This is a genomic window from Trichocoleus sp. DQ-A2, from assembly GCF_039961915.1.
Lineage (GTDB): Bacteria > Cyanobacteriota > Cyanobacteriia > Cyanobacteriales > FACHB-T130 > FACHB-T130.
This window is the reverse complement of record NZ_JAMPKD010000033.1, coordinates 25112-47796: the sequence shown is the minus strand read 5'-3', so window position 1 is coordinate 47796 and position 22685 is coordinate 25112. Positions and strand designations below refer to the sequence as shown.

11 protein-coding genes are annotated in these 22685 nt (G+C 46.2%); 7 read left to right on the top strand and 4 right to left on the bottom strand.

What is annotated here, in order from left to right; all coding sequences use genetic code 11:
- Positions 1–41: 41 nt before the first annotated feature.
- Both NC997_RS24510 and NC997_RS24505 read right to left on the bottom strand, forming a co-directional pair.
- Positions 42–6821 carry a HAMP domain-containing protein gene (locus NC997_RS24510; RefSeq protein ID WP_190525480.1) on the bottom strand — a complete coding sequence of 2260 codons (6780 nt, stop codon included), beginning with the start codon at positions 6819–6821 and terminating at the stop codon, positions 42–44.
- 466 nt (positions 6822–7287) lie between these two features.
- Positions 7288–8118: an Npun_R2479 family HD domain-containing metalloprotein gene (locus tag NC997_RS24505; RefSeq protein ID WP_190430102.1), complete on the bottom strand. Its 831-nt coding sequence runs from the start codon at positions 8116–8118 to the stop codon at positions 7288–7290.
- 1265 nt (positions 8119–9383) lie between these two features.
- Between NC997_RS24505 and NC997_RS24500 the strand changes: the two genes are divergently transcribed.
- Entirely contained in the window at positions 9384–11399 is a 2016-nt protein-coding gene (locus NC997_RS24500; protein ID WP_190415960.1) for an AAA-like domain-containing protein, read from the top strand.
- Positions 11400–11557: 158 nt separating this feature from the next.
- Entirely contained in the window at positions 11558–15043 is a 3486-nt protein-coding gene (locus tag NC997_RS24495) for a GAF domain-containing protein (RefSeq protein WP_190525479.1), read from the top strand.
- A gap of 87 nt (positions 15044–15130) precedes the next feature.
- Here the strand turns inward: NC997_RS24495 and cysE are convergent, their stop codons facing one another.
- A complete protein-coding gene (cysE, locus tag NC997_RS24490; protein ID WP_190437305.1) occupies positions 15131–15865 on the bottom strand; it encodes a serine O-acetyltransferase in 735 nt (244 codons plus the stop codon).
- A 482-nt stretch (positions 15866–16347) separates the two neighbouring features.
- A complete protein-coding gene (locus NC997_RS24485) occupies positions 16348–16482 on the bottom strand; it encodes a hypothetical protein (protein WP_277878909.1) in 135 nt (44 codons plus the stop codon).
- A 32-nt stretch (positions 16483–16514) separates the two neighbouring features.
- Between NC997_RS24485 and cysK the strand changes: the two genes are divergently transcribed.
- From cysK to pstA, 5 genes are all read left to right on the top strand, one after another.
- Positions 16515–17486, top strand: a complete 972-nt coding sequence (gene cysK / locus NC997_RS24480) for a cysteine synthase A (protein ID WP_190525478.1) — start codon at positions 16515–16517, stop codon at positions 17484–17486.
- 405 nt (positions 17487–17891) lie between these two features.
- On the top strand, positions 17892–18419 hold the full coding sequence (locus tag NC997_RS24475) for an MgtC/SapB family protein (protein ID WP_190415964.1): 528 nt from the start codon (positions 17892–17894) through the stop codon (positions 18417–18419).
- Positions 18420–19679: 1260 nt separating this feature from the next.
- The gene (locus tag NC997_RS24470; protein ID WP_190525477.1) at positions 19680–20666 is read left to right on the top strand and encodes a PstS family phosphate ABC transporter substrate-binding protein; all 987 of its coding nucleotides are present in this window, start codon (positions 19680–19682) and stop codon (positions 20664–20666) included.
- A 76-nt stretch (positions 20667–20742) separates the two neighbouring features.
- On the top strand, positions 20743–21684 hold the full coding sequence (pstC, locus tag NC997_RS24465) for a phosphate ABC transporter permease subunit PstC (RefSeq protein ID WP_190415955.1): 942 nt from the start codon (positions 20743–20745) through the stop codon (positions 21682–21684).
- Positions 21685–21689: 5 nt separating this feature from the next.
- Positions 21690–22592 carry a phosphate ABC transporter permease PstA gene (gene pstA, locus NC997_RS24460; RefSeq protein ID WP_190415954.1) on the top strand — a complete coding sequence of 301 codons (903 nt, stop codon included), beginning with the start codon at positions 21690–21692 and terminating at the stop codon, positions 22590–22592.
- Positions 22593–22685: the final 93 nt, after the last annotated feature.

Below are 22685 nucleotides of genomic sequence, written 5' to 3'. Positions count from 1 at the left end.
AGCAAGAACTTTTGCTGCTTCTTTGCCTTTTTTCTTTTGCCTTATCGATAGAGCCAGACGCGAAGCAGGGAGAGCAATTGCTCGGTATCTACAGGTTTGGTGATGTAGTCGGACGCACCCGCTTCAATACACTTTTCGCGATCGCCTTTCATGGCTTTGGCGGTGAGAGCGATCATCGGTAGTGTTGCGAATGAATCGAGTTGGCGAATGGCTTGCATGGTTTCGTAACCGTCCATTTCCGGCATCATCACGTCCATCAGGACAATATCAATGTCGGGGCGTTCTTGCAACTTCGCAATGCCATCTCTGCCATTTTCGGCATACAACACTTCCATTTGATGGAGTTCCAGCATACTGGTGAGGGCAAAGATATTCCGCACATCGTCATCAACAATCAAAACTTTCTTGCCAGTCAGAACCGGATCGGTTTGATGCAATTGTTCCAGAATTTGTTGTTTCGGGCGGGGTAAATTTGCCTGCACTCGGTGAAGGAACAAGGCGGTTTCATCCAGAAGACGTTCTGGCGATCGCACGTCTTTGATGATAATCGTCTCGGCAATGCGCTTGAGTTCGGTTTCTTGTTGCTTGGTTAATTCCCTGCCGGTATAAACAATAATCGGGAGTGTTGTCAGGCTAGGCTCCTGTTTGATTTGCTCCATCAACTCAAATCCAGTCATATCCGGCAGTCCCAAATCTAGTACCAGGCAATCATAGTGCCCGGTTCTCAGCTCTTCGAGTGCCTCTGTCCCAGTGCCTACAGCCGTCGTCTGCACGTCGCTATTACCGATTAGCTCGACAATGCTGTGGCGTTGAGTTTCATCATCTTCTACGACCAGCAAGTTCTTCACGGGGCGCTCGACAAATCCCTTAATGTCAGATAGCGCCTGCGCTAAGGCTTCGCTGCTGACAGGTTTTTGTAGATAAGCGATCGCTCCTTGTTGCAAGCTGCGCTGCTGGACTTCTTCGACGGAGATGATATGCACGGGGATGTGACGAGTGCCTGGGTCGTGCTTCAAACGGTCTAACACCGTCCAGCCATCCATCACCGGCAACCGAATATCTAGCGTAATCGCATCCGGCTGATATTCTCGCACCATTGCCAGAGCTGTATCGCTTCGCAACGCCACCAGCCCTTTGAAGCCTTGTTGTCGTGCCATATCCAACAAGATCCGGGCAAAATTGATATCGTCCTCCACAATTAGCAACACGCGATCGCCCGCTTGAATATCGTCCCGGTCATCGCTAATGTCAGCCATGTGTGCAGAACGCGGGTAGGGACTCGCGGCGACACTTGCCTCTCCGAGACTGGAGGAACGAACGCCGTCGTTTCGATTCGCCGGTGGAGTTGCTGGTGGAGTTGCTGGTGGAGTTGCTGGTAGAGTTGCCGATGGAATCGCCGGTCGAACATCAAGGGTCTGAGGGATACTGGGTGCGAGGGTACTGGGGGCGACGGGACTCCGCGCTCCTGGAAGGATACTTCGCACTTCCGGACTTATTCCTGCTGCCCCATCTTGATAAGCTTGCGGCAAATAGAGGGTAAACGTGCTTCCCTGTCCCGGACTGCTCACCAGACGAATTTCTCCGCCCAGTAGTCGGGCAATTTCTCGACTGATTGACAAGCCCAAACCCGTGCCGCCGTATTTGCGGCTGGTTGTTCCATCCGCCTGCTGAAAAGCCTCAAAAATAATTCTCTGCTTATCTGGTGCAATCCCAATCCCTGTGTCGCTGACGGCAAAAGCAATGACGGTCTGGGCGCGATTTAAACTCCCCTGTTCGGAACTCCAGCCGCCTGTCGCCAGCTCGACTCGTAATCGGACTGCACCCTGATCCGTAAATTTAAAGGCATTCGAGAGCAGATTCTTCAGGACTTGTTGTAACCGTTTCGAGTCGGTATACATTCCCTTGGGCAGTCTTTCGTCGGATTCCACAGTAAAGGCGAGTCCTTTGTCGTGCGCCACTTGCTGGAACGTTCGCTCCATCTGGCTCCGCAAATCGGTAAATAACATCTGATCGATGTCAACCGACATCGTTCCCGATTCAATTTTTGCCAGATCCAAGATGTCGTTAATCAGTCCCAACAGATCGGTGCCTGCGGAATGAATGGTGCGGGTGTATTCGACTTGCTTCGGCGTCAGGTTCCCCTCTGGATTATCAGAAAGTAGACGAGCCAAAATCAACAAGCTATTTAGCGGCGTCCGCAATTCGTGGGACATATTCGCCAAGAATTCCGACTTGTACTTCGAGGTGAGTGCCAGTTGCTCGGCTTTTTCCTCCACCGACTGTCTTGCCTGTTCGATTTCTCGATTCTTGCGCTCGACTTCGCGGTTTTGCATCGCGAGTAAGCGCGATCGCTCTTCCAGTTCTTCGTTGGTTTGCTGCAACTGTTCTTGTTGATTCTTGAGCAGTTCCTCGGATGCCTGGAGTGATTTGGCTTGTTGTTCCAGTCGCTTATTCGTTTCTGTGAGTTCTTTTTGCTGGGTTTGGAGTTCTTCTGCTAGGGCGGTGGATTGCTTGAGCAATTCTTCGGTACGCATCGAAGCCGCGATCGTATTCAGAACGATGGCAATGCTTTCGGTGAGTTGATCGAAGAAAGTGAGGTGAATCTCGCTAAATCGTCGGAAAGAAGCCAGTTCAATCACTGCGGTCACTTGTCCTTCAAAGAGGACGGGCAACACAACAACATTCAGCGGAGTCGATTCCCCTAAGCCAGAGCTGATCTTGATATAGTTGTCCGGCACCTCGCTGAGCAGAATCCGTTCTTTTTCCAGGGCGCATTGTCCCACCAAGCCTTCTCCTAAATGGAAGTGATTGGCGAGATGCTTGCGCTCGCGGTAGGCATAGGTACTCAGGAGTTTCAAGAATGCCTGATGTTGCTCGCCACTTTCCATCAGGTAAAACACACCGTGTTGCGCGGAAACCAGAGGAGCGAGTTCCGAGAGAATGAGTTTGGAGACGGTCTCCAAATCTCGCTGTCCCTGAAGCATCCGGGTAAATTTGGCGAGGTTGGTTTTCAACCAGTCTTGCTCGGTATTTTTCTGCGTTGTTTCCCGCAGATTGGCAATCATCTGGTTGATGTTGTCTTTGAGGATGGCGACTTCACCTTGTGCGGCGACGGAAATCGACCGGGTGAGGTCGCCTCTGGTTACAGCGATCGCAACTTCGGCGATCGCTCGTACCTGCGTGGTTAAATTCGCCGCCAGTTCGTTCACGTTGTCGGTCAGCGCTCTCCAGGTTCCGGCAGCTCCAGGCACCTTCGCCTGTCCCCCCAGCTTCCCTTCAATTCCGACCTCTCGCGCCACTGTCGTAACTTGATCGGCAAAGGTTGCCAGGGTGTCGATCATCTCGTTGATCGTATCGGCTAAGGTTTCAATTTCTCCCTTCGCCTCCAGCATTAGTTTTCGCTTCAAGTCCCCATTGGCAACTGCCGTTACCACTTTGGCGATGCCTCGCACTTGCGCGGTTAAGTTCCCCGCCATTGAGTTCACGTTGTCGGTCAAATCTTTCCAGGTTCCGGCAACGCCGCGCACCTCCGCTTGACCGCCCAATTTCCCTTCAGTTCCCACCTCTCGCGCCACCCGCGTTACTTCTGAGGCGAAGGAGGAAAGCTGATCCACCATCACGTTGATCGTGTCTTTGAGATCCAAAATCTCGCCTTTGACATCAACCGTAATTTTCTTAGAAAGGTCGCCATTTGCTACCGCCTTCGTCACTTCCGCGATGTTCCGCACCTGCGCCGTTAGATTCCCCGCCATCAAGTTGACGTTATCGGTCAAATCTTTCCAGGTTCCGGCAACCCCTCGGACATACGCTTGTACGCCGAGTTTTCCTTCCGTTCCCACCTCTCGCGCTACCCGCGTTACCTCCGAGGCGAAGGAGTTGAGCTGATCCACCATCGTGTTGATCGTGTTCTTCAGCTCTAAAATTTCCCCTTTAACATCGACGGTAATTTTCTTAGATAAGTCGCCGTTCGCCACCGCCGTCGTCACTTCCGCGATGTTTCGCACCTGCGCGGTCAAGCTTCCCGCCATGAAGTTCACCGAATCGGTGAGATCCTTCCAGGTTCCGGCAACCCCTCGCACCTCCGCTTGTACGCCGAGTTTCCCTTCCGTACCCACCTCTCGCGCTACCCGCGTCACCTCCGAGGCAAAGGAGTTGAGCTGATCCACCATCGTGTTGACGGTGTTTTTCAGCTCTAAAATCTCGCCTTTAACATCGACGGTAATTTTCTTAGATAAGTCGCCATTCGCCACCGCCGTCGTCACGGCGGCAATGTTTCGCACCTGTGCAGTCAAACTTCCTGCCATGAAGTTCACCGAATCGGTGAGATCCTTCCAGGTTCCAGCAACCCCTCGTACATCTGCTTGCACGCCGAGTTTCCCTTCCGAACCCACCTCTCGCGCCACCCGCGTCACCTCCGAGGCAAAGGACGAAAGCTGATCCACCATGATATTGATCGTGTTTTTCAGCTCTAAAATTTCGCCTTTAACTTGGACGGTAATTTTCTTGGATAAGTCGCCATTTGCGATCGCAGTTGCCACTTCCGCAATGTTTCGCACTTGTTCGGTGAGGTTCCCCGCCATCGAGTTCACCGAATCGGTGAGATCCTTCCACGTTCCGGCGACGCCTCGCACTTCTGCTTGTACGCCTAATTTCCCTTCCGAACCCACCTCACGCGCCACCCGCGTTACTTCTGAGGCGAAGGACGAAAGCTGATCCACCATCGTGTTGATCGTCTTTTTCAGCTCTAAAATTTCGCCTTTGACATCAACCGTGATTTTCTTAGAAAGGTCGCCGTTCGCTACCGCCGTCGTCACTTCCGCGATGTTCCGCACCTGTGCGGTTAGATTCCCCGCCATCGAGTTCACCGAATCGGTGAGATCCTTCCAGGTTCCGGCAACGCCGCGAACTTCTGCTTGTACGCCCAATTTCCCTTCCGTACCCACCTCACGCGCCACCCGCGTTACTTCTGAGGCGAAGGAGTTAAGCTGATCCACCATCGTGTTGACGGTGTTTTTGAGTTCTAAAATTTCGCCTTTGACATCGACGGTAATTTTCTTGGATAAGTCGCCATTCGCCACTGCCGTCGTCACTTCCGCGATGTTCCGCACCTGTGCGGTCAAAGAACCTGCCATAAAGTTCACCGAATCGGTGAGATCCTTCCAGGTTCCGGCGACTCCTCGTACCTCCGCCTGACCCCCCAGCTTCCCATCTGCGCCGACCTCCCGCGCCACCCGCGTGACTTCCGAGGCGAAGGAGGAAAGCTGATCCACCATGATATTGACGGTGTTTTTCAGCTCGAAAATTTCCCCTTTGACATCGACAGTGATTTTCTTCGACAAGTCGCCATTTGCTACCGCCGTCGTCACTTCCGCGATGTTCCGCACCTGCGCGGTTAGATTCCCCGCCATCAAGTTCACCGAATCGGTGAGATCCTTCCAAGTTCCGGCAACTCCACCGACTTCTGCTTGTACGCCTAGTTTCCCTTCCGTACCCACCTCACGCGCCACCCGCGTCACTTCCGAGGCGAAGGAGTTCAACTGATCCACCATCGTGTTGACGGTGTTTTTTAGTTCTAAAATTTCCCCGCGCACATCGACGGTAATTTTCTTCGACAAGTCGCCATTTGCCACCGCCGTCGTCACTTCTGCAATATTCCGCACCTGGGAGGTTAAACTTCCCGCCATGAAGTTCACCGAATCGGTGAGATCCTTCCAAGTTCCGGCAACTCCCTTCACTTCTGCCTGACCGCCTAACTTCCCATCTGCACCCACTTCGCGGGCAACCCGCGTGACTTCCGAGGCAAACGAGTTCAGCTGATCCACCATCACGTTGATGGTGTCCTTCAAATCTAAAATTTCGCCTTTGACATCAACCGTGATTTTCTTAGAAAGATCGCCATTTGCTACTGCCGTTGTTACTTCTGCAATGTTCCGTACCTGCGCTGTCAAGTTTCCTGCCATCAAGTTCACCGAATCGGTGAGATCCTTCCAGGTTCCGGCAACCCCACGAACTTCTGCTTGACCGCCCAGTTTACCTTCCGTACCCACTTCGCGGGCTACCCGCGTGACTTCTGAGGCAAAGGAGTTCAGCTGATCCACCATGACGTTGACGGTGTTTTTCAGCTCTAAAATCTCGCCTTTGACATCGACGGTGATTTTCTTAGAAAGGTCGCCATTGGCAACTGCTGTGGTGACTTCAGCGATGTTCCGGACTTGGGCAGTCAAATTTCCTGCCATCAAGTTGACGTTATCGGTCAAATCTTTCCAGGTGCCTGCGACGCCCTTCACTTCTGCTTGCACGCCCAGCTTGCCTTCCGTGCCTACTTCACGGGCAACCCGCGTGACTTCTGAGGCAAAGGAGGAAAGCTGATCCACCATCGTGTTGACGACCTGTGCGGTTTGGAGGAATTCCCCTTGCAAGGCTCTACCTTCAATCTCCGGTGCGATTCTCTGAGATAGGTCGCCATTGGCAACTGCCCGGATCACGCGAGCAGTTTCAGCGGTCGGTTGAACTAAATCTGTAATTAGCGTATTGACAGAATCTACGCTTGCTGACCAGGAACCCCCTGCCGTTCCAATCGAAGCACGCTGGGCGATTTTTCCTTCTTTCCCAACAACCGTGCTAATCCGTTCTAGCTCAGTCGCCATCCTCTGATTCATCTCAATGATGTCGTTGAGCGTATCGGCAATTTTCCCCGCCATGCCAGTCTGGTCAATCGGCATCCGGACAGAAAAGTCACCTTTTTTAACAGCTACGAGCGTTCTCAGGAGCTGTTTAGCATCGAGATTATCGGTATCGGGGGTTGCCGGTGCAGTGGGCATAGCTTTATCCTTCGAGGATGGTTACTTTTTGTCGCAGCCTGAGTAACGGGTTCAAAATTCTGTCATATCAATGATGATTCTGACGCACTGCGACCCTTTTTGAATACTTTTGGGCGACTCAAACGTGTTAACTTCTCGTTACAAGACGCAGGCTGAGCATTGCTACTTATCATTCAACAGCCGCGTTGTCGCTAACCAGTGGTGCGTAGATGCTTGTGTTCGGAGACTTGTTTGAGTTTATGAGTACAAGGTCGCTGTGTCAGTCATTAATATATCAAGAATCAGTTGGGTTGAGGGGTAGGCGCTAAGGGCAAGGGAGAGAGGATGCGATCGCATCCTCTCTCCCTTACAAGCAGAGTAGCCTAGAAACGAAGACAATTTTGTAGGGACATCCACAAGAGGTACCCCTACACAATTTCAATTGTCAGCAACGCTAAACTTTGAACATGAATTTTGAGCATGAACTCTATTCGTGTTCTACCACAAATATATTGGCATAGAGGTTTGCTAATATTTGCTTTCCCTCTTGCGTCATCTCTAAGTAGCGTAATCCATCCTGGATGTAAGGATATACGACATTCCAGTAAAACTTCGGGTAGTTTCTTCGTAAATCTCCGGGAGTTTTGTAACCCAATGTTTTATTCACCCCGGTTTCTTCAAATTCGTAGAACAATCCACTAATTTTTTGCAAGTAGCGCGGATCGCTAAGTTGACCAATTAAATCGGCGGCACGAATTAAGCCTGGAAAGTTATTAGTATCTTGATGATCTGCATCTGCTGGCACAGGAAAACGAGTTAACTCGATATTGTTCTTGATTGTTTCTGTATCTATCAGTTTGTGACCGCCAAAACGCTCCTCAATAAACAGTTTTCCGCGATCTACATGATAAGGTGTAAGGCTGGCATCGGTTAATCCGGTTGGCAGCGAAATGAGCAAGTTGTCGATACCTGTGGCATACACCCTTTCACTGGGTCGATCTTGCAGGCAAACTCCCTTCACGTAACCAATATCATGGCACAACAAAGAAATGATACAGTGCAACCAATCTTCGCAATAAACTCCCCCAAAGCGGATATGTTTGCCCCGCAGAATTGCTTGTCCCACTAAGGTGACAAAGATGGTGTGTTCGACGTTGTGATAAAGGGCGTCGCTGTTAGCAATATTTTCCAGAGCCATGTTTCCAGCCCAGACGATGATATCAGGGTAGTCTGGTTTAAGACCGCCGTAAGTGCGGCAATAGGCAGCTCGCAGGCGTTCAACGAAGGTATCGATCATCACCATTGTGGGATTAAACATCTCTAGTCCCCTGATAAAATTGAGAGCGCATTTAGAAAATTCAATTAAAGAAAATCAATTGTTATAAATTGATTAAAATTTTGAAGCGTCTACTGATTGGCCTAAAACTACTCTTCTAGGGCGTTTAATTTTATTCATTTTCTAAATTAAAACACGCTTACTTGCTACTTCTATCAGTAGTTTCACTTACCTTTATGCAGACCGCAACCAGGAAAGCTCAGAAGTTCTGAGTGTTTTTCAGGCTACAGCAAAACTGAAGACACGAGAGCATTCAGTTTCCCTGACTCCTGTTACACATCAGACCTAATTAATTCAGGAAACCCCAGGAAAGTTCAGGAAATCTCTAGTTTTTCCTCTGTTATCTGCTATAGGAGATTGTTTTTACTTGCACTTTCCCAGGGTTTCTCAAGGTGGTGTAATACCATTTCAGTAATTGCCTTGCAACAGAGCCGACGAATTGCTGCGATGGGAGCGCCGCTACTCTAGTAACAAGAAGGAGAAAGAGAAAATCGCCAGTATAGTGCCAGTAAAGCTAATAAAATCTCTGAGAAGTGTCAAAAGTTGCCCTTTTTTCTAGCGTTAGCGTTCGCGAAGCGGCGCGGATGTGGGAAAGGGATGCGCGATCGCACATCCCTTTCGCGCATCCGCGCTGCTTCGCGGGGATGCAAGGGATATCTCTACCGTTTAAGCGTCTCAATTAGGACTTTTCAGACATTCTCTAATAGGTGTAAGAAGATTAATAGCAGGAGACCGTCACGCTTTAGACTCAGCCATCAGGATTCCCTTAGAGCTTAGAAAGAAGGAGTCCCTGGCTCAGGGGAGTTTTGTCCGCTTTATTGCCATCGACGGGCTGTGGCAGCTACATTTTTATAATAGGAAGTAATCCTAGGCTTACTGTTTGGTTGCACTTATAAAAAGTTATCAAATATACGCAAGGTGCAATTTTAAATAGGCCCTTGATTCCATCAGTTTCTATTTTCAGATAAAGACTGATCAAGATTTTTATTGGCAAGAGGTGAGAACGCTATGTAAACTTAATCGATCGATCTCTTAAAATGAACCTTCTTATGTGAATCAGGTTGCAAAATTTATTAAATGTTAAATATAGCAAATTTGCTCGATTTTTAATCTGTTTTTAAGAAACCGCGAAAGACGCACTAGCCTTAATTGAGCTATACACTTTCTTCGCTAGAGCAAAAAGAAAACGATAAAAAAGAAGTTTCTGAACACCTAAAGTTGTTATCAAATAGCCCTTTCAAGCAAGCATGGAAATTAACGAAGCATTAAGATTTATAGACGATTTAATTTTTGTTAAAACAGGAAAGCACTTAAACGATCTGGAAAGGGAAATATTTCTAGGATCTTGGGAAGGAAAAACTTATGAAGATATTTATCCTTTGAATCCTCAATATGTAGAAAAAGATGTTGGCTATAAATTATGGAAGAAGCTTTCGGTAGTTTTGGAGGAAAGAGTTAGCAAAAAAAATTTCAAAGGAGCCATAGAACGCGCTCAAAAGCAGGAGTCGCACTCAGCAGAAGTGCCACCCCTGAAGGACCAGAACCATTCCCAAAAAGAAGTAGAGGGATTTACGAAGAGAATCTTTATCTCGCACCGCGCACAGGAGCCAGATAGGGGACTAGCGACTCAATTTTACGAAACCCTGAATGCTTCTGGATACACAGCCTTTATGGCGAGTGTAGGCGCACCTACAAGGGATGTCCAGAAAGGCGAGGGTCAGAGACATTCCTCAGAAAAAATCGGATGGTCAGCGCCGCCTCTTCTTTCTCAAATTGATACAGAGTTACAGCAATGCGACTACTTTTTGCTGCTAATTTCTCCCCAAACGGCGGTAAGTGAAATGGCGATCGAAGAGTTGCGACGAGCGAAGGAATTGCGCTCTATTCAGAATAAGCCAGCCGTGCTAACAATTCGCGTTAATTGTCCCTCGAATACTCCGCTAAATCACGATTTACGCAGCTATCTTGATGGAAATGAACAATTTGAGTGGAACTCGCCTGCTGACACTCCAAGTATTGTGCAAAAAATTCTGAGTTTACTGGCAAGAAGCGTGGAGTCCGGCGTTGTAGAGGCAGATTTAACTAGGATATCCGTGGGGATACCTGAGGAATCAATCGATTCATCTCTAGAGAAGCCTGAACGCCTAACTCCTTTAATTTCCCAGGAGGATGAAGGGACATCCGTCATCCTGCATTCTTCAGATGCACCCCTGCCAGTGGCAGAACCAGAGTTACCCAATGGTCAGGTGCGTCTGGCTTCTGCGTTTTATGTAGAGCGAGTTCCTTATGAAACGCAGTGTTACAAGGAGATTTTGCAACCAGGCGCTTTGATTCGAATCAAGGCACCGAGACAGATGGGGAAAACTTCGTTGATGGCGAGGATTCTTTATCGAGCAAACGAGCAAGGTTATCGGACGGTACCGTTGAGTTTTCAGCACGCGGATACGGCAGTTTTTACAGATTTAAATCAACTTTTGCGGTGGTTTTGTGCCCGAATTTCTCGAAAGCTGCGCCTTCCTCATCAATTAGATGATTATTGGACGGATACTTTTGGTAGTAAAGATAATTGCACGATTTATTTTGAGGATTGTTTGCTGTCAGCATCTGACAGTCCGTTAGTATTAGGCTTAGATGAAGTGGATCGGGTTTTTCAATATCCCAAAATTGCTGACGATTTTTTTGGGTTGTTGCGGGCTTGGTACGAGGAAGCTGGCTATGGGAATGGCGATAGCGATCGCTGGCAACAACTCCGGCTGGTGGTGGTACACTCAACGGAAGTTTATATCCCTCTGAATGTCAATCAATCCCCGTTTAATGTAGGGTTGCCGATTGAGTTACCGGACTTTAGCCCGGAACAGGTGCAAGATTTAACTCAGCGGCATGGACTGAATTTGAATGCAACGCAGGTTGAGCAATTAATGAGGCTAGTTGGTGGACATCCTTATTTAGTCCGATTGGCGCTTTATCATATCGCGCAGCAAACGATTACGCTGGATCAACTGTTAGAAACTGCACCCACAGAGGCGGGACTTTACGATGATCATTTGCGAAGACATTTATGGAATCTGCAACAACATCCAGAGTTAGCAGATGCTTTCGCTAAAGTAGTGATGGCAGACACACCCATTGAATTAGAGTCGGTGCCAGCATTTAAATTGCATAGTATGGGGCTGGTACAGTTGCAGGGCAATTATGTCACGCCGCGCTTCGATTTATATCGGCAATATTTTAGCGATCGCTTGTCAATTAAAAATGTCAATTAAAAACTAAAAATTAATAGGGATTAGTTGAGTTAATAGTTGAGCTATCTCTTAGGCAAATTTTAGATAACTGTTAGCTAAAAGTATAGAGCAGTTATTCATTACTCACAAAAAACTCATTTGTCAGAAGCATGGTGTTTTCTACCCAATCAGAAGCCCTTATGAGTCAACAGCCAAACCCAGGCTATAACTATAAAGTCGGTGGACATTTGCCTCTTGATGCTCCTACTTATGTAGTGCGACAGGCAGATTTTGACCTTTACGAAGGGTTGAAGGCAGGAGAGTTTTGTTATGTGTTAAATTCTCGGCAGATGGGGAAAACTAGCTTGCGGGTGCGAACGATGCACAAGTTGCAAGCGGAAGGATTTGCCTGTGCAGCGATAGACTTGACGAAAATTGGTAGCCAAGATATTACGCCGGATCAGTGGTATGCCGGAGTGATGCGGCGGTTGGTGACGAGTTTCCAGCTTTCAGACAAGATTAACTTACAGAGTTGGTTGCGCGATCGCGCTTTTTTACCTCCGGTACAGCGCTTGAGTGAATTTATCGAACAAGAGCTGCTAACATCAGTCAGTCAGAAAATTGTTATTTTTATCGACGAAATTGATAACGTCCTTAGCTTAAATTTTAAGATTGATGACTTTTTTGCGTTTATTCGGGCTTGCAATGAATACGAACGTCTGACTTTTGCCTTGCTAGGAGTGGCGAGTCCCTCTGATTTGATGCAAGACAAAAACCGGACTCCTTTTAATATCGGTCGGGCGGTTGAATTATATGGCTTTCAATTACACGAAGCGCAGCTTTTAGCAGGGGGGTTAGCCGGGAAAATTAGCAATCCTCAAGAAATGCTAAAAGCTGTATTAGATTGGACGGGAGGACAGCCGTTTCTTACCCAAAAACTTTGTAAATTAGTCCTTCAACAAGCAGAGCAAAACTTATTACCCATTAGCCAAATCCCAGATTGGGTTGAGAGATTAGTGCGATCGCGCATCATCGAGAGTTGGGAAGCGATGGATGAACCACCGCATCTAAAGACGATACGCGATCGCATTCTCCGAATTGGACAGCGCAGCCGTACGCTACTGGATCTCTATCAGTTAATTTTGCAACAAGATGAATTAGCATTTGACGAAAGTCCAGAACAAATCGATTTACTACTATCAGGAGTAATTGTCAAGCGGCAAGGGAAGTTAAAGGTATGTAACCGCATTTATGCCTCTGTATTTAACGAGAGGTGGGTAAACAAGGCGTTAGCGGATATGCACGCCGACTTCATGCAAGTTGTTGCTACCCAAGAACAAAAACTTCTATCGATGCTTAGCGTGATGGAAGGCAAAACATTTGATGATATTCTTTCAGAAATATTAGGTTCTATTACTTTAAAAATGGGCGAACTACTGAGTGTAGATCGCACAACAGTTTTCTTTATAGATGAAGAAAAAAGTGAACTTTGGTCAATTATCGCTAGGCATGAAGACGGAAATCATCCCGAACTTCAAATTTTGTCAAACAAAGAAACTAAAGGACGGTTAACTTATTTCAAAAAATTTGTCAGCACTCCCTTTAGTTTTTGTGACGATCCCGCTGAGTTGGAAGCGGACGAATCAGATACAAATAAGGGATATCGCACCTACAACGAGTTAATTTTACCAATATTAAACGAGCAGGGAGATTTAGTTGCTGTTGTTCAATTACTGAATAAGTTAAAGCAGCCGAATAATCCACAAGCTCGCTATTCAGAAAGAATTGATAAATACGGTTTCACAGAAGCCGATCAAAAACAGTTTGCTGACTATGCTCCGGCAATTCGACGAATTCTAGAAAGATGTCAGTATTGTTACAAATTAACCCAAAGACTACAAGCCTCAGAAGCACTGACAGAAGCAACGCGATCGCTCTCTCAAAGCAGCCTCGATTCTGAAGAAGTCTTGGGTCGCGTCATGGATGCGGCAAAAAAACTGATGAATGCCGATCGCAGCACGCTCTGGCTAATCGATCGAGAGGCAAATGAACTATGGACCAAAATTCCTTTTGAGGACGGTTCTGTTCGAGACTTGCGAGTCAAAGTAGGGCAAGGTTTCGCTGGCAAAGTTGCTGCATCGGGAGAAACTTTAAATATTTCCTTCGATCTGTACGAACATCCTGATTCGGAGACAGCTAAGAAAACAGATCAGAAGACGGGTTATCGAACTTGTAGTTTACTGTGTATGCCCGTTTTCAGCCCTGATGGTGAATTATTGGGTGTTACCCAATTAGTGAATAAAAAGAAACCGGGTGTTTTTCCAGAATATAACCCAGATCATTGGCCCGAAGCCCCCGAATGCTTCAAGGCTAGTTTTGATGGGAATAGTGAAAAATATATGCAGATTTTTAACTCTCAAGCGGGGGTTGCTCTGCAAAATGCCCAGAAATTTGCCAGCGTCAAACAAGAGGCAGAATCTCAACAAAAAAATGTGGTCAGTCAAACTCTGGCGATGCTCAATAGTGTCATGGATAACCAGGGTTTTGATGATATTTTAGATAGCACCTTGCGTTCGATTACTCTAAAAATGGGCAAATCTTTGAGTGCCGACCGCACGAGTATCTTTTTATTAGATGAAGACAAACATGAATTTTGGTCAATTATCGCCGAAGCCGATGGAGATGGTTCTTTAGAAATTCGGATACCTGCTAATAAAGGAATTGTGGGCGAAGTGGCAGCCCGCAAAGAAGTTATCAATATTCCCTTCGATTTCTACGACGATCCTCGCTCTGATGCAGCAAAAGAGCAAGACAAAAAAAACGGCTATCGCACTTATACAATGTTGGCGTTGCCACTCTTAAATGAGCAGGGAAGTTTAGTCGCAGTTATTCAGTTACTCAACAAATTAAAGCGATTTGGCGACCGGACTGCATCCTTAGCAGAAAGAATCGATCGACAGGGCTTTACCAAAGCAGATGAAGAACGATTTGCGGAAAATGCCCCAATGGTTCAAATGATTTTAGAAAGCTTCCGCTCTTATCATAAAACGGCTAGAGGGCAACGAGTGGCAGCCGCATTAATGGCAGCAGCTCGTTCAGTGAATCAAAGCAGTTTGGATCTTCAAGAAATTCTCAAACGGGTGATGGAAGCAGCTAAGAAACTGATGAATGCCGACCGCAGTACTTTGTGGATTTTAGATCAAAAGCCTGGTGAATTGTGGACGCAGATTCCCTTTGACGATGGCTCGGTAAAAGAATTGCGGGTGAAAGTAGGACAAGGTTATGCTGGCAAAGTTGCCGAATCTGGAGAGCCTTTGAATATTCCTTTTGATTTATATTCTCGCCCAGATTCGGAGACAGCCAAAAAAACCGATCTTCAGACAGGTTATCGCACTTGTAGCTTACTCTGTATGCCAGTTTTTAGTCCCGATGGTGATTTGATTGGCGTGACTCAATTAGTGAATAAAAGAAAGCAAGGAGACTTTCCAGAATATGACAGTCCCGATCAATTGGCATTTCTACAAGAGGAAGCTCCGGAATATTTTAGGGCTAGTTTTGATGACAGCGATCAAAAATATATGCAAATTTTTAATAATCAAGCTGGAGTCATCCTCCAAAATGCCGAACTTTTGGCAGCAGTTAAAAAACAAGAGCGATCGCTTCGAGACAACCTGAGTGAATTGTAAATTTAAGCGTTGGTTCAGTACTTTGGGAATAACCCCATTCCGCCTTACTAAGAAACAGTGTTGAAGTTTTAAATTATCTAAAATTATCTAAATCCCTGCCCCGTCGAGGAACTCCGTAATCAGCCGATTAGAAGCATTTGAAATTATCGCCTTCTGAAGGCTAGCATGCATGGCAACGGGTACCTTTCTTTGAATTTTTAACGATTCAATTTCCTCCTCTAAAAATTGAATCCGGTCAAACAAAGCCCGTATCACTTCCGCTTCTGGATCTTGCAGACTTTCATTGTTAACGGAAGCATCCAAATTATCTTTGCGGCGGACAATTCGACCCGGAATGCCAACGACCGTGCAATGTGACGGAATATCCCGTAAAACAACGGAACCGGCACCAATGCAGACACTATTCCCAATTTGGATATTGCCTAACACCTTCGCCCCCGCTCCCACTACGACATTTTCTCCTAATGTTGGGTGGCGTTTGCCTATTTCTTTGCCAGTACCGCCGAGCGTCACGCCTTGGTAAATCAGAGCGTTGTCTCCCACGATTGCAGTTTCTCCAATCACAACGCCAATGCCGTGATCGATGAAAACGCCTTTGCCGATTTTGGCTCCTGGATGAATTTCAACTCCCGTGAAGAAACGAGCCAAGTGGGAAATCAAGCGAGGAATGAAGGGAAACCCAAGGCAATAAAACCAGTGCGCCACCCGATGAAAGAAAAGTGCTTGTAAGCCTGGATAGCAGAACAGCACCTCCAGCCAATTGCGTGCCGCTGGGTCGCGCTGAAAAATTATTTGGAAATCAGCGATCGCAGTCTTCAGCAAGGGCCGCTTCTCCCTTCAAGTGTTAGATGGACAGCAGGCACAATTAAATTACCTGTAATTCGGTAGGGATACCGTAATTTCTTCATGAGTTAGGAGTATGCCATAGCCTATCTGCAAAAACAATCCCTAAAAGTGCATAATTCCTATCGACGAACCGTAGTATACTGGGAAACGTTCTTGGCTGTCGATAATCCCACGCGAGGGAGCTGTCCTGGAAGGTGAGGTACGCTTTGTTGGTCTTAGAACTAGCCAGCCACCAGAAGCTGGGAGACTTCCTGCAAATAGACCACATTGCTGTCGGTCAACAAATACTAAACTGCTATTTAGGCAGGTGTTGATGACGTTGTGGCGCTGCGGCTTAGTCCTCAGTCAACGAGGCGCTTTCATCTGGGTTATTTGTTGGCGGAGGAACCCCAGCGAATTACGGTGTGAGAGGTGCTTGGAACCCTTGAGTCCAGCTGCTTCGCAAACCCTTGAAGATTTTATGATTCAGGAAATTTGACAGGAAGCGACAAGAACAGCGATTCGCTACGGGCGATCGCTTCACGCCGTCTTGCAGTGCGAGACGTTACAGGATCTGCTCTCGAAATGGGATGAGAGTCAACAGTTGAGTCCATGTTTTACATCTAACTTTGGCGGAGTAGTAAAGATGCGAATTGCTCATAATGTCACGGAATTAGTTGGTCATACGCCTCTGGTTGAGCTGAATCGGATTCCGCAATCTGAAGGCTGTGTAGCGCGAATTGTTGCGAAGTTGGAGGGGATGAACCCGACCGCTTCAGTAAAAGACCGCATTGGCGTCAGCATGATTCAAGCTGCTGAAGAAGCGGGTCTAATTCAGCCGAGAAAAACGATTATCATTGAACCGACTTCTGGCAACACTGGCATTGCACTGGCGATGGTAGCGGCGGCGAAAGGCTACGCCTTGATTTTGACGATGCCAGAGACAATGAGCCAAGAACGGCAGGCGATGCTCAAAGCCTATGGTGCCCAACTGGAACTGACTCCTGGCGCTGAAGGCATGAAGGGAGCGATCGCCCGTGCCGAACAAATTGCGGCGACAACTCCGAACGCTTTTGTACCGCAACAGTTTCGCAACCCAGCTAATCCCAAAATCCATCGGGAAACAACAGCCGAGGAAATTTGGGCTGATACTGACGGTGAAGTAGATTTCTTGGTTGCGGGAATTGGGACGGGTGGCACGCTGACTGGAGTCGCTGAGGTCATCAAGGCACGAAAACCGAGTTTTAAAGCGATCGCTGTAGAACCCGTCAGCAGTCCAGTCCTCTCTGGCGGTCAGGCGGGAGCGCATAAAATTCAAGGAATTGGTGCTGGATTCATCCCAGATGTTCTCCGAACTGAGCTGATCGATGAAGTGATTGCTGTTACGGATGAGGAGTCGATTTATTACGGTCGCCGCTTGGGTCGAGAAGAAGGATTGTTGTCGGGTATCTCTGCCGGAGCAGCTTTAGGTGCTGCAATTCGGATTGCTAAACGTGAAGAGAATGCAGGTCGTTTGATTGTTATGGTGCAACCCAGTTTTGGCGAACGTTATCTAAGTACACCGTTATTTCGAGAACTGGAACCTCAGGAAGCTCAGGCTGCTCCAATTCTGGTTTAAACCCACGATTGGAGTGGTTGTATCGCTGCATTAGTGCCAATACTTTGATGCAAGACGCGATCGCATTTATTTTGTTTGCGATCGCGCAGTAAACACATTCCTGGCACCTCTGGTAGGTGAAATCACTCTAGGCAGGGCACCTACCAGAGGTGCCCCAACATTCTCTGCAAACGAAGATAGCGATTGCCAGGTTAGTTTTATTGTTGCTTTTAACCTATTCTTAACCTAAACTAATTTCTAAACCCCAGTAAACCCAGCGAATTACTGTAGTTACCGTGAGATAGAGAAAATATCGCCTAGCTAGTCATAAATAACTGGGCTAGAGTAGCCCAGTTTTTCATCAGTACATTGGGGGACTGAGGGATAAGTGTTCTAGTTATTCTGGGAGTTCCACCAATGAGTTCGATGTTTTTCAGTCCAAGCGATTGGCAGAGCGTAACTTTTAGGCTTACCACTGCACTACTGGTTGGTGGCGCGATTGGCATGAACCGCCAACAGCCTGGTAGACCTGCTGGCTTAAGAACTTTCATGATAGTTAGCTTAGGTGCTGCCGCATTTGTAATGATTCCCTTGCAGGTGGATGGTGACAATACCTTTTCTTCTTCCAATGCTCTGAGTCGTACCATCCAAGGCGTTGCTACGGGAGTCGGGTTTCTGGGTGCAGGAATGATTCTGCAACAATCTCATCAAAAACTTAGAAAAGCCGAAGTTAAGGGGCTAACTTCCGCCGCAACTATTTGGTTGGCGGCTGGATTGGGAGCAGCCGCAGGCTGCGGATTATGGCGAATGAGTCTGATTGGAACGCTATTTGCATTGGTGGTTCTTAGTGGAGTGAAGAAACTCAAGAAGTCTCCCTTGATTCGTCTTTACGATGACAATCGGACAAAAATACCGGAAAAAGATGCTGCATCGAATCAAGATGCAGCGAAGTAATAACTTCATTGGTAGGACTGGTAGGACTTTTAAGAGCGATCGCTGCGATATTTCTTAAGGCTTGGTTGGTGAAACAGACACTACCCATAGAAAACAGCTATGGAATTCTTGCATCTGATTGTGAGAGTTTGCTGACTGATGAGCTTAGTTACCCATCGCGTAACTTTAATTAGAACAAAGTTTAGTAACCTAACCACAAGGTTTTCAGGTTACAAAAATCCAATAGTTTTATTAGGACAGCGATTGCCATCCGATGAAAGCCTATCAAAACTTCTTTTCAGAGTCAAAATTAATGATTTCCCTAGGTGCTTACATAGTAAGCATTTCCCTCTGTGCGTGGCGACTGGTAACAGACTCGCTACTTTTAGGCCAGATAAAACGTCAGAATTCACTGATGAATCCTCAGTTTCTCCTAGCCTATCAAGAACAAGACCCTACAACTTCGACAGATGCTTTGTAACAAAATTTGAATCACTTGTCTCGACCGTTGGATCTGTTGCTACTGAATTTTCATGCACTGATAGAAGTCAACCGATGCTCAGCGGATTCTCGGTCTGTACCCCTGTAAATGGTTATGAGTATTAGCTGTATCACTTGTTCAATCAAACAAGTTCAGGGATAGATTGGACACTAGCTCCTGAGAGATTAGTCGTTTATTTAAACAATTCTACGCCAATTCGGTCGGAATACCGTAATATATATCCAAAGACTGATATTCAGTAAAGATTTTCTGTATAAATATATCTATAAGTCTTAAAAGTACAGTAACCCTACCGAAAAGCCGGAGTTAACACCAAGTTACAACTAAATAAAGCATAAGTATCTGGATTCAGAACCATCGTTCATGGCAATCAAAAATGCATCATGAACAATCGAGCTTATTTAATAAAAGCTGCAAACCGCTACAAGTAACAACTTAGCTGGAGAATGACTGATGTTGTTATCGTGCGCCTTCGCATCTTCCACCCGCTCCAGGCTCACAATCCAGTCAATAGATGGAAATTGAGTTTACCTTCTCTTTAACTGGGTTGATGAGGGTGTGATTCTCCATCGGGTACTAATTTTCGTTTCCTTGAGACATTTATAAGGATACCTATGAACCATCTCACCGCTCCGCTAGTTACAACTCTTCAGCCTCGTTTTGACGTTCGTGACAGTTCGTGACAGATGGAGGTTATCTATTTATTCTTTACAGATCATCTCAATCCTATCGATCTCTTTGAATCTGAGTAAATTTAATTACAATTCTCTTTCGTAATCATGTTAAAATATCGGTTTTTATTAACATCTCTGATAGTTCTCACCTTCGGGATAACCTCTTGTAGTAGAGAAGAGGAAAAAAAGGCTCAGGTGAGTATTGATGGTGGAGCAGTAGGCTTTCCTATCCATCAATCGGTGGCTGAAGAATTTCAAAAGGTTAAACCTGATGCTCAGGTTAGTGTGGCTTCAAGCGGTACTGGCGGCGGCATGAGCAAGTTTTGTGCTGGAGAAATTGATATCGTTGGTGCTTCACGTTCCATTAGGGATGAAGAAATCAAAAGATGTAAAAAGAAGGGCATTGATTTTGTAGAACTGCCTGTTGCTTTAGACGGAATTGCCGTGATTGTCAATCGTCAAAATAACTTTGCTAAATGCTTGACTATCGAGGAACTTAACAAAATTTGGAATTCCAAATCAGACCGCAAAATAACCAACTGGAATCAAATTAATTCAAAGTTCCCCGACCAGCAGCTCAAGCTTTATGCTCCTGCTTCTGATACTGGAACGTTTGATTATTTCACACAAGCTGTCACTGGCAAAGCAAAAAATAGCCGCACAGACTACACTCCTAGTCACAATCAAAACGTTCTTGTCCAAGGAATTGCGGGCGACACAAATGCTATAGGTTACGTGGGGATATCTTACTATATGGAAAACCAAGACAAGCTGAACTTGGTTGGTGTGGAAAGTCCAAAAGGAGAGTGTGAAAAACCAGTTCCGCTAGACAATGTTGTTAGAAACATTTATCTACCTTTATCGCGTCCCCTCTTTATCTATGTCAGCAAGACTGCCCTAGATAACAAACCTTCGGTAAGAGAGTTTGCTGAGTTCTATCTAGAGAATTCGTGGAAATGGGTCGATCAAGTTGGTTATGTAGCGCTACCCGACGAGGCTTACCACAAGGTAAAACAAAAACTTGCCTCTGGGCAAACGGGTTCTAAATTTAAAGATGCAAAACCTGGCGAGCCGATCGCAAATCTTCTTTAAGAGGAACATAAAATCTACAACAAAGCTTGAAGAAGATTAGTCAATTAGTAACAGCATTTTTAGCTGAACTTTATTTATGCAAAATACAAACTTTAGTAATCAATTTAATGGCGCATCCAGGCGATCGCTTGAAAAGCAAGCGTCTGACGATATCCAGGAAAAAATTATCGAGGCGATCTTATTTTGTTGCGCCTTGATTTCTGTCCTCACTACGTTTGGAATTGTTTTTATCATCTTCCGGGTAACGTTTGATTTTTTCCAAGAGGTTTCGTTTGCTCAGTTCTTTCTCGATACTAAGTGGACACCTTTATTTGCAGAGAAACATTTTGGAATTTGGCCTTTGATCAATGGCACTCTAATGACTACGGCTATTGCCATGCTCGTTGCCATTCCTCTGGGTTTATGTTCAGCTATCTATTTAGCCGAATATGCTTCACCCAAGGTAGCAAGAATTTTACGCCCGGCGGTAGAACTGTTAGGGGGAGTACCTACTGTTGTCTATGGCTACTTTGCACTTTTATTTGTTACACCTGTTCTACGCTTATTCCTTCCCCTAGAAATTTTTAACGCCTTAAGCGCTGGGCTAATGATGGGAATAATGATTAGCCCTACAGTGGGTTCCATCAGCTTAGATGCCATACAATCTGTGCCTCGCTCTTTGCGCGAAGGAGCTTACGCAATCGGCGTAACTAAACTGGAAACTATCATCAAAGTTGTCCTTCCTGCCGCTCTTTCTGGAATTGCTGCCTCGATTATTCTAGGCATTTCTAGAGCCGTTGGTGAAACGATGACGGTTCTAATTGCTGCTGGGCAAGAGCCACGAATAAGCCTTAATCCCTTCCAATCAGTGGAAACAATGACAGCTTATATGGCTCAGATTTCAGGGGGAGATAGCCCTCGTGGCAGTGTTAATTACAACACTTTATATGCTGTGGGAGCCGTTTTGTTTTTAATAACGCTTGGGTTGAATGTTGTCAGCCATTGGATTTCTAATCGCTTCAGAGAGAAATACGATTAATAAACATGAGTAGTTCTATTTCCCGAAACAAATCCCAGGAACCACAAGGAGAATTTTCTGCGAATGTAGAGCAGAGAGAAAGCACAGGCAAAATATTTGAAATTATCTTTTTGCTTGGTCTATCTATTGGTTTAGTGGTTCTTGCAGTCCTAGTTTTTGATGTCTTTAAGGATGGGTTAGGGCGGCTGTTGAGTCCTGGCTTTCTGACCGAAACTCCTTCCCGGTTCCCCGATAGAGGTGGCATACGCCCTGCTATTTTTGGCAGTATGCTTCTAGGTGGATTAGTCATGTTAATTTCCGTCCCTATCGGTGTAGGAGCGGCTTTGTATCTGGAAGAATATGCACCGAAAGCTTGGTGGACGGATATTATCGAGATTAACGTTAGTAATCTCGCTGGAGTCCCTTCAATTGTTTACGGTCTACTGGGATTAGGGGTTTTCAATTATCTTTTGAATTTCGGGCCAGCTTTACTTTCAGGGGCACTAACGTTATCGTTGCTGTCTTTACCAGTAATTATTGTGACAGCCAGAGAAGCAATTCGAGCTGTTCCCGATTCTTTACGGCAAGCTTCTTATGGCTTAGGTACAACCAAATGGCAAACGGTGTGGAGTCACGTCTTACCTTATGCGATTCCAGGCATCTTAACAGGGGTGATTATTTCCATCTCCCGTGCGATTGGCGATGCGGCTTCTTTAATTGTTGTCGGAGCTGTGAGTTTTCTCACATTTAATCCTGGGTTGTTTCAGCGCTTTATGGCTCTGCCCATTCAAATTTATACCTATATCACTCGCCCTGAGCCTGGTTTTGCTAATGCAGCAGCAGCGTCAATCATTGTTTTACTGTTATTGATTTTGGTCTTAAATGGTACTGCAATATACCTTCGACAACGCTTCTCTACCTTTAAATAGGGTCTCAATTAAAGTTATGAGTTTTTAGCTTTAATTTAAAAAATGGCTCAGATGCCTCGTAATTATTTCGTGGCGTAAACTCAAAACTCAACG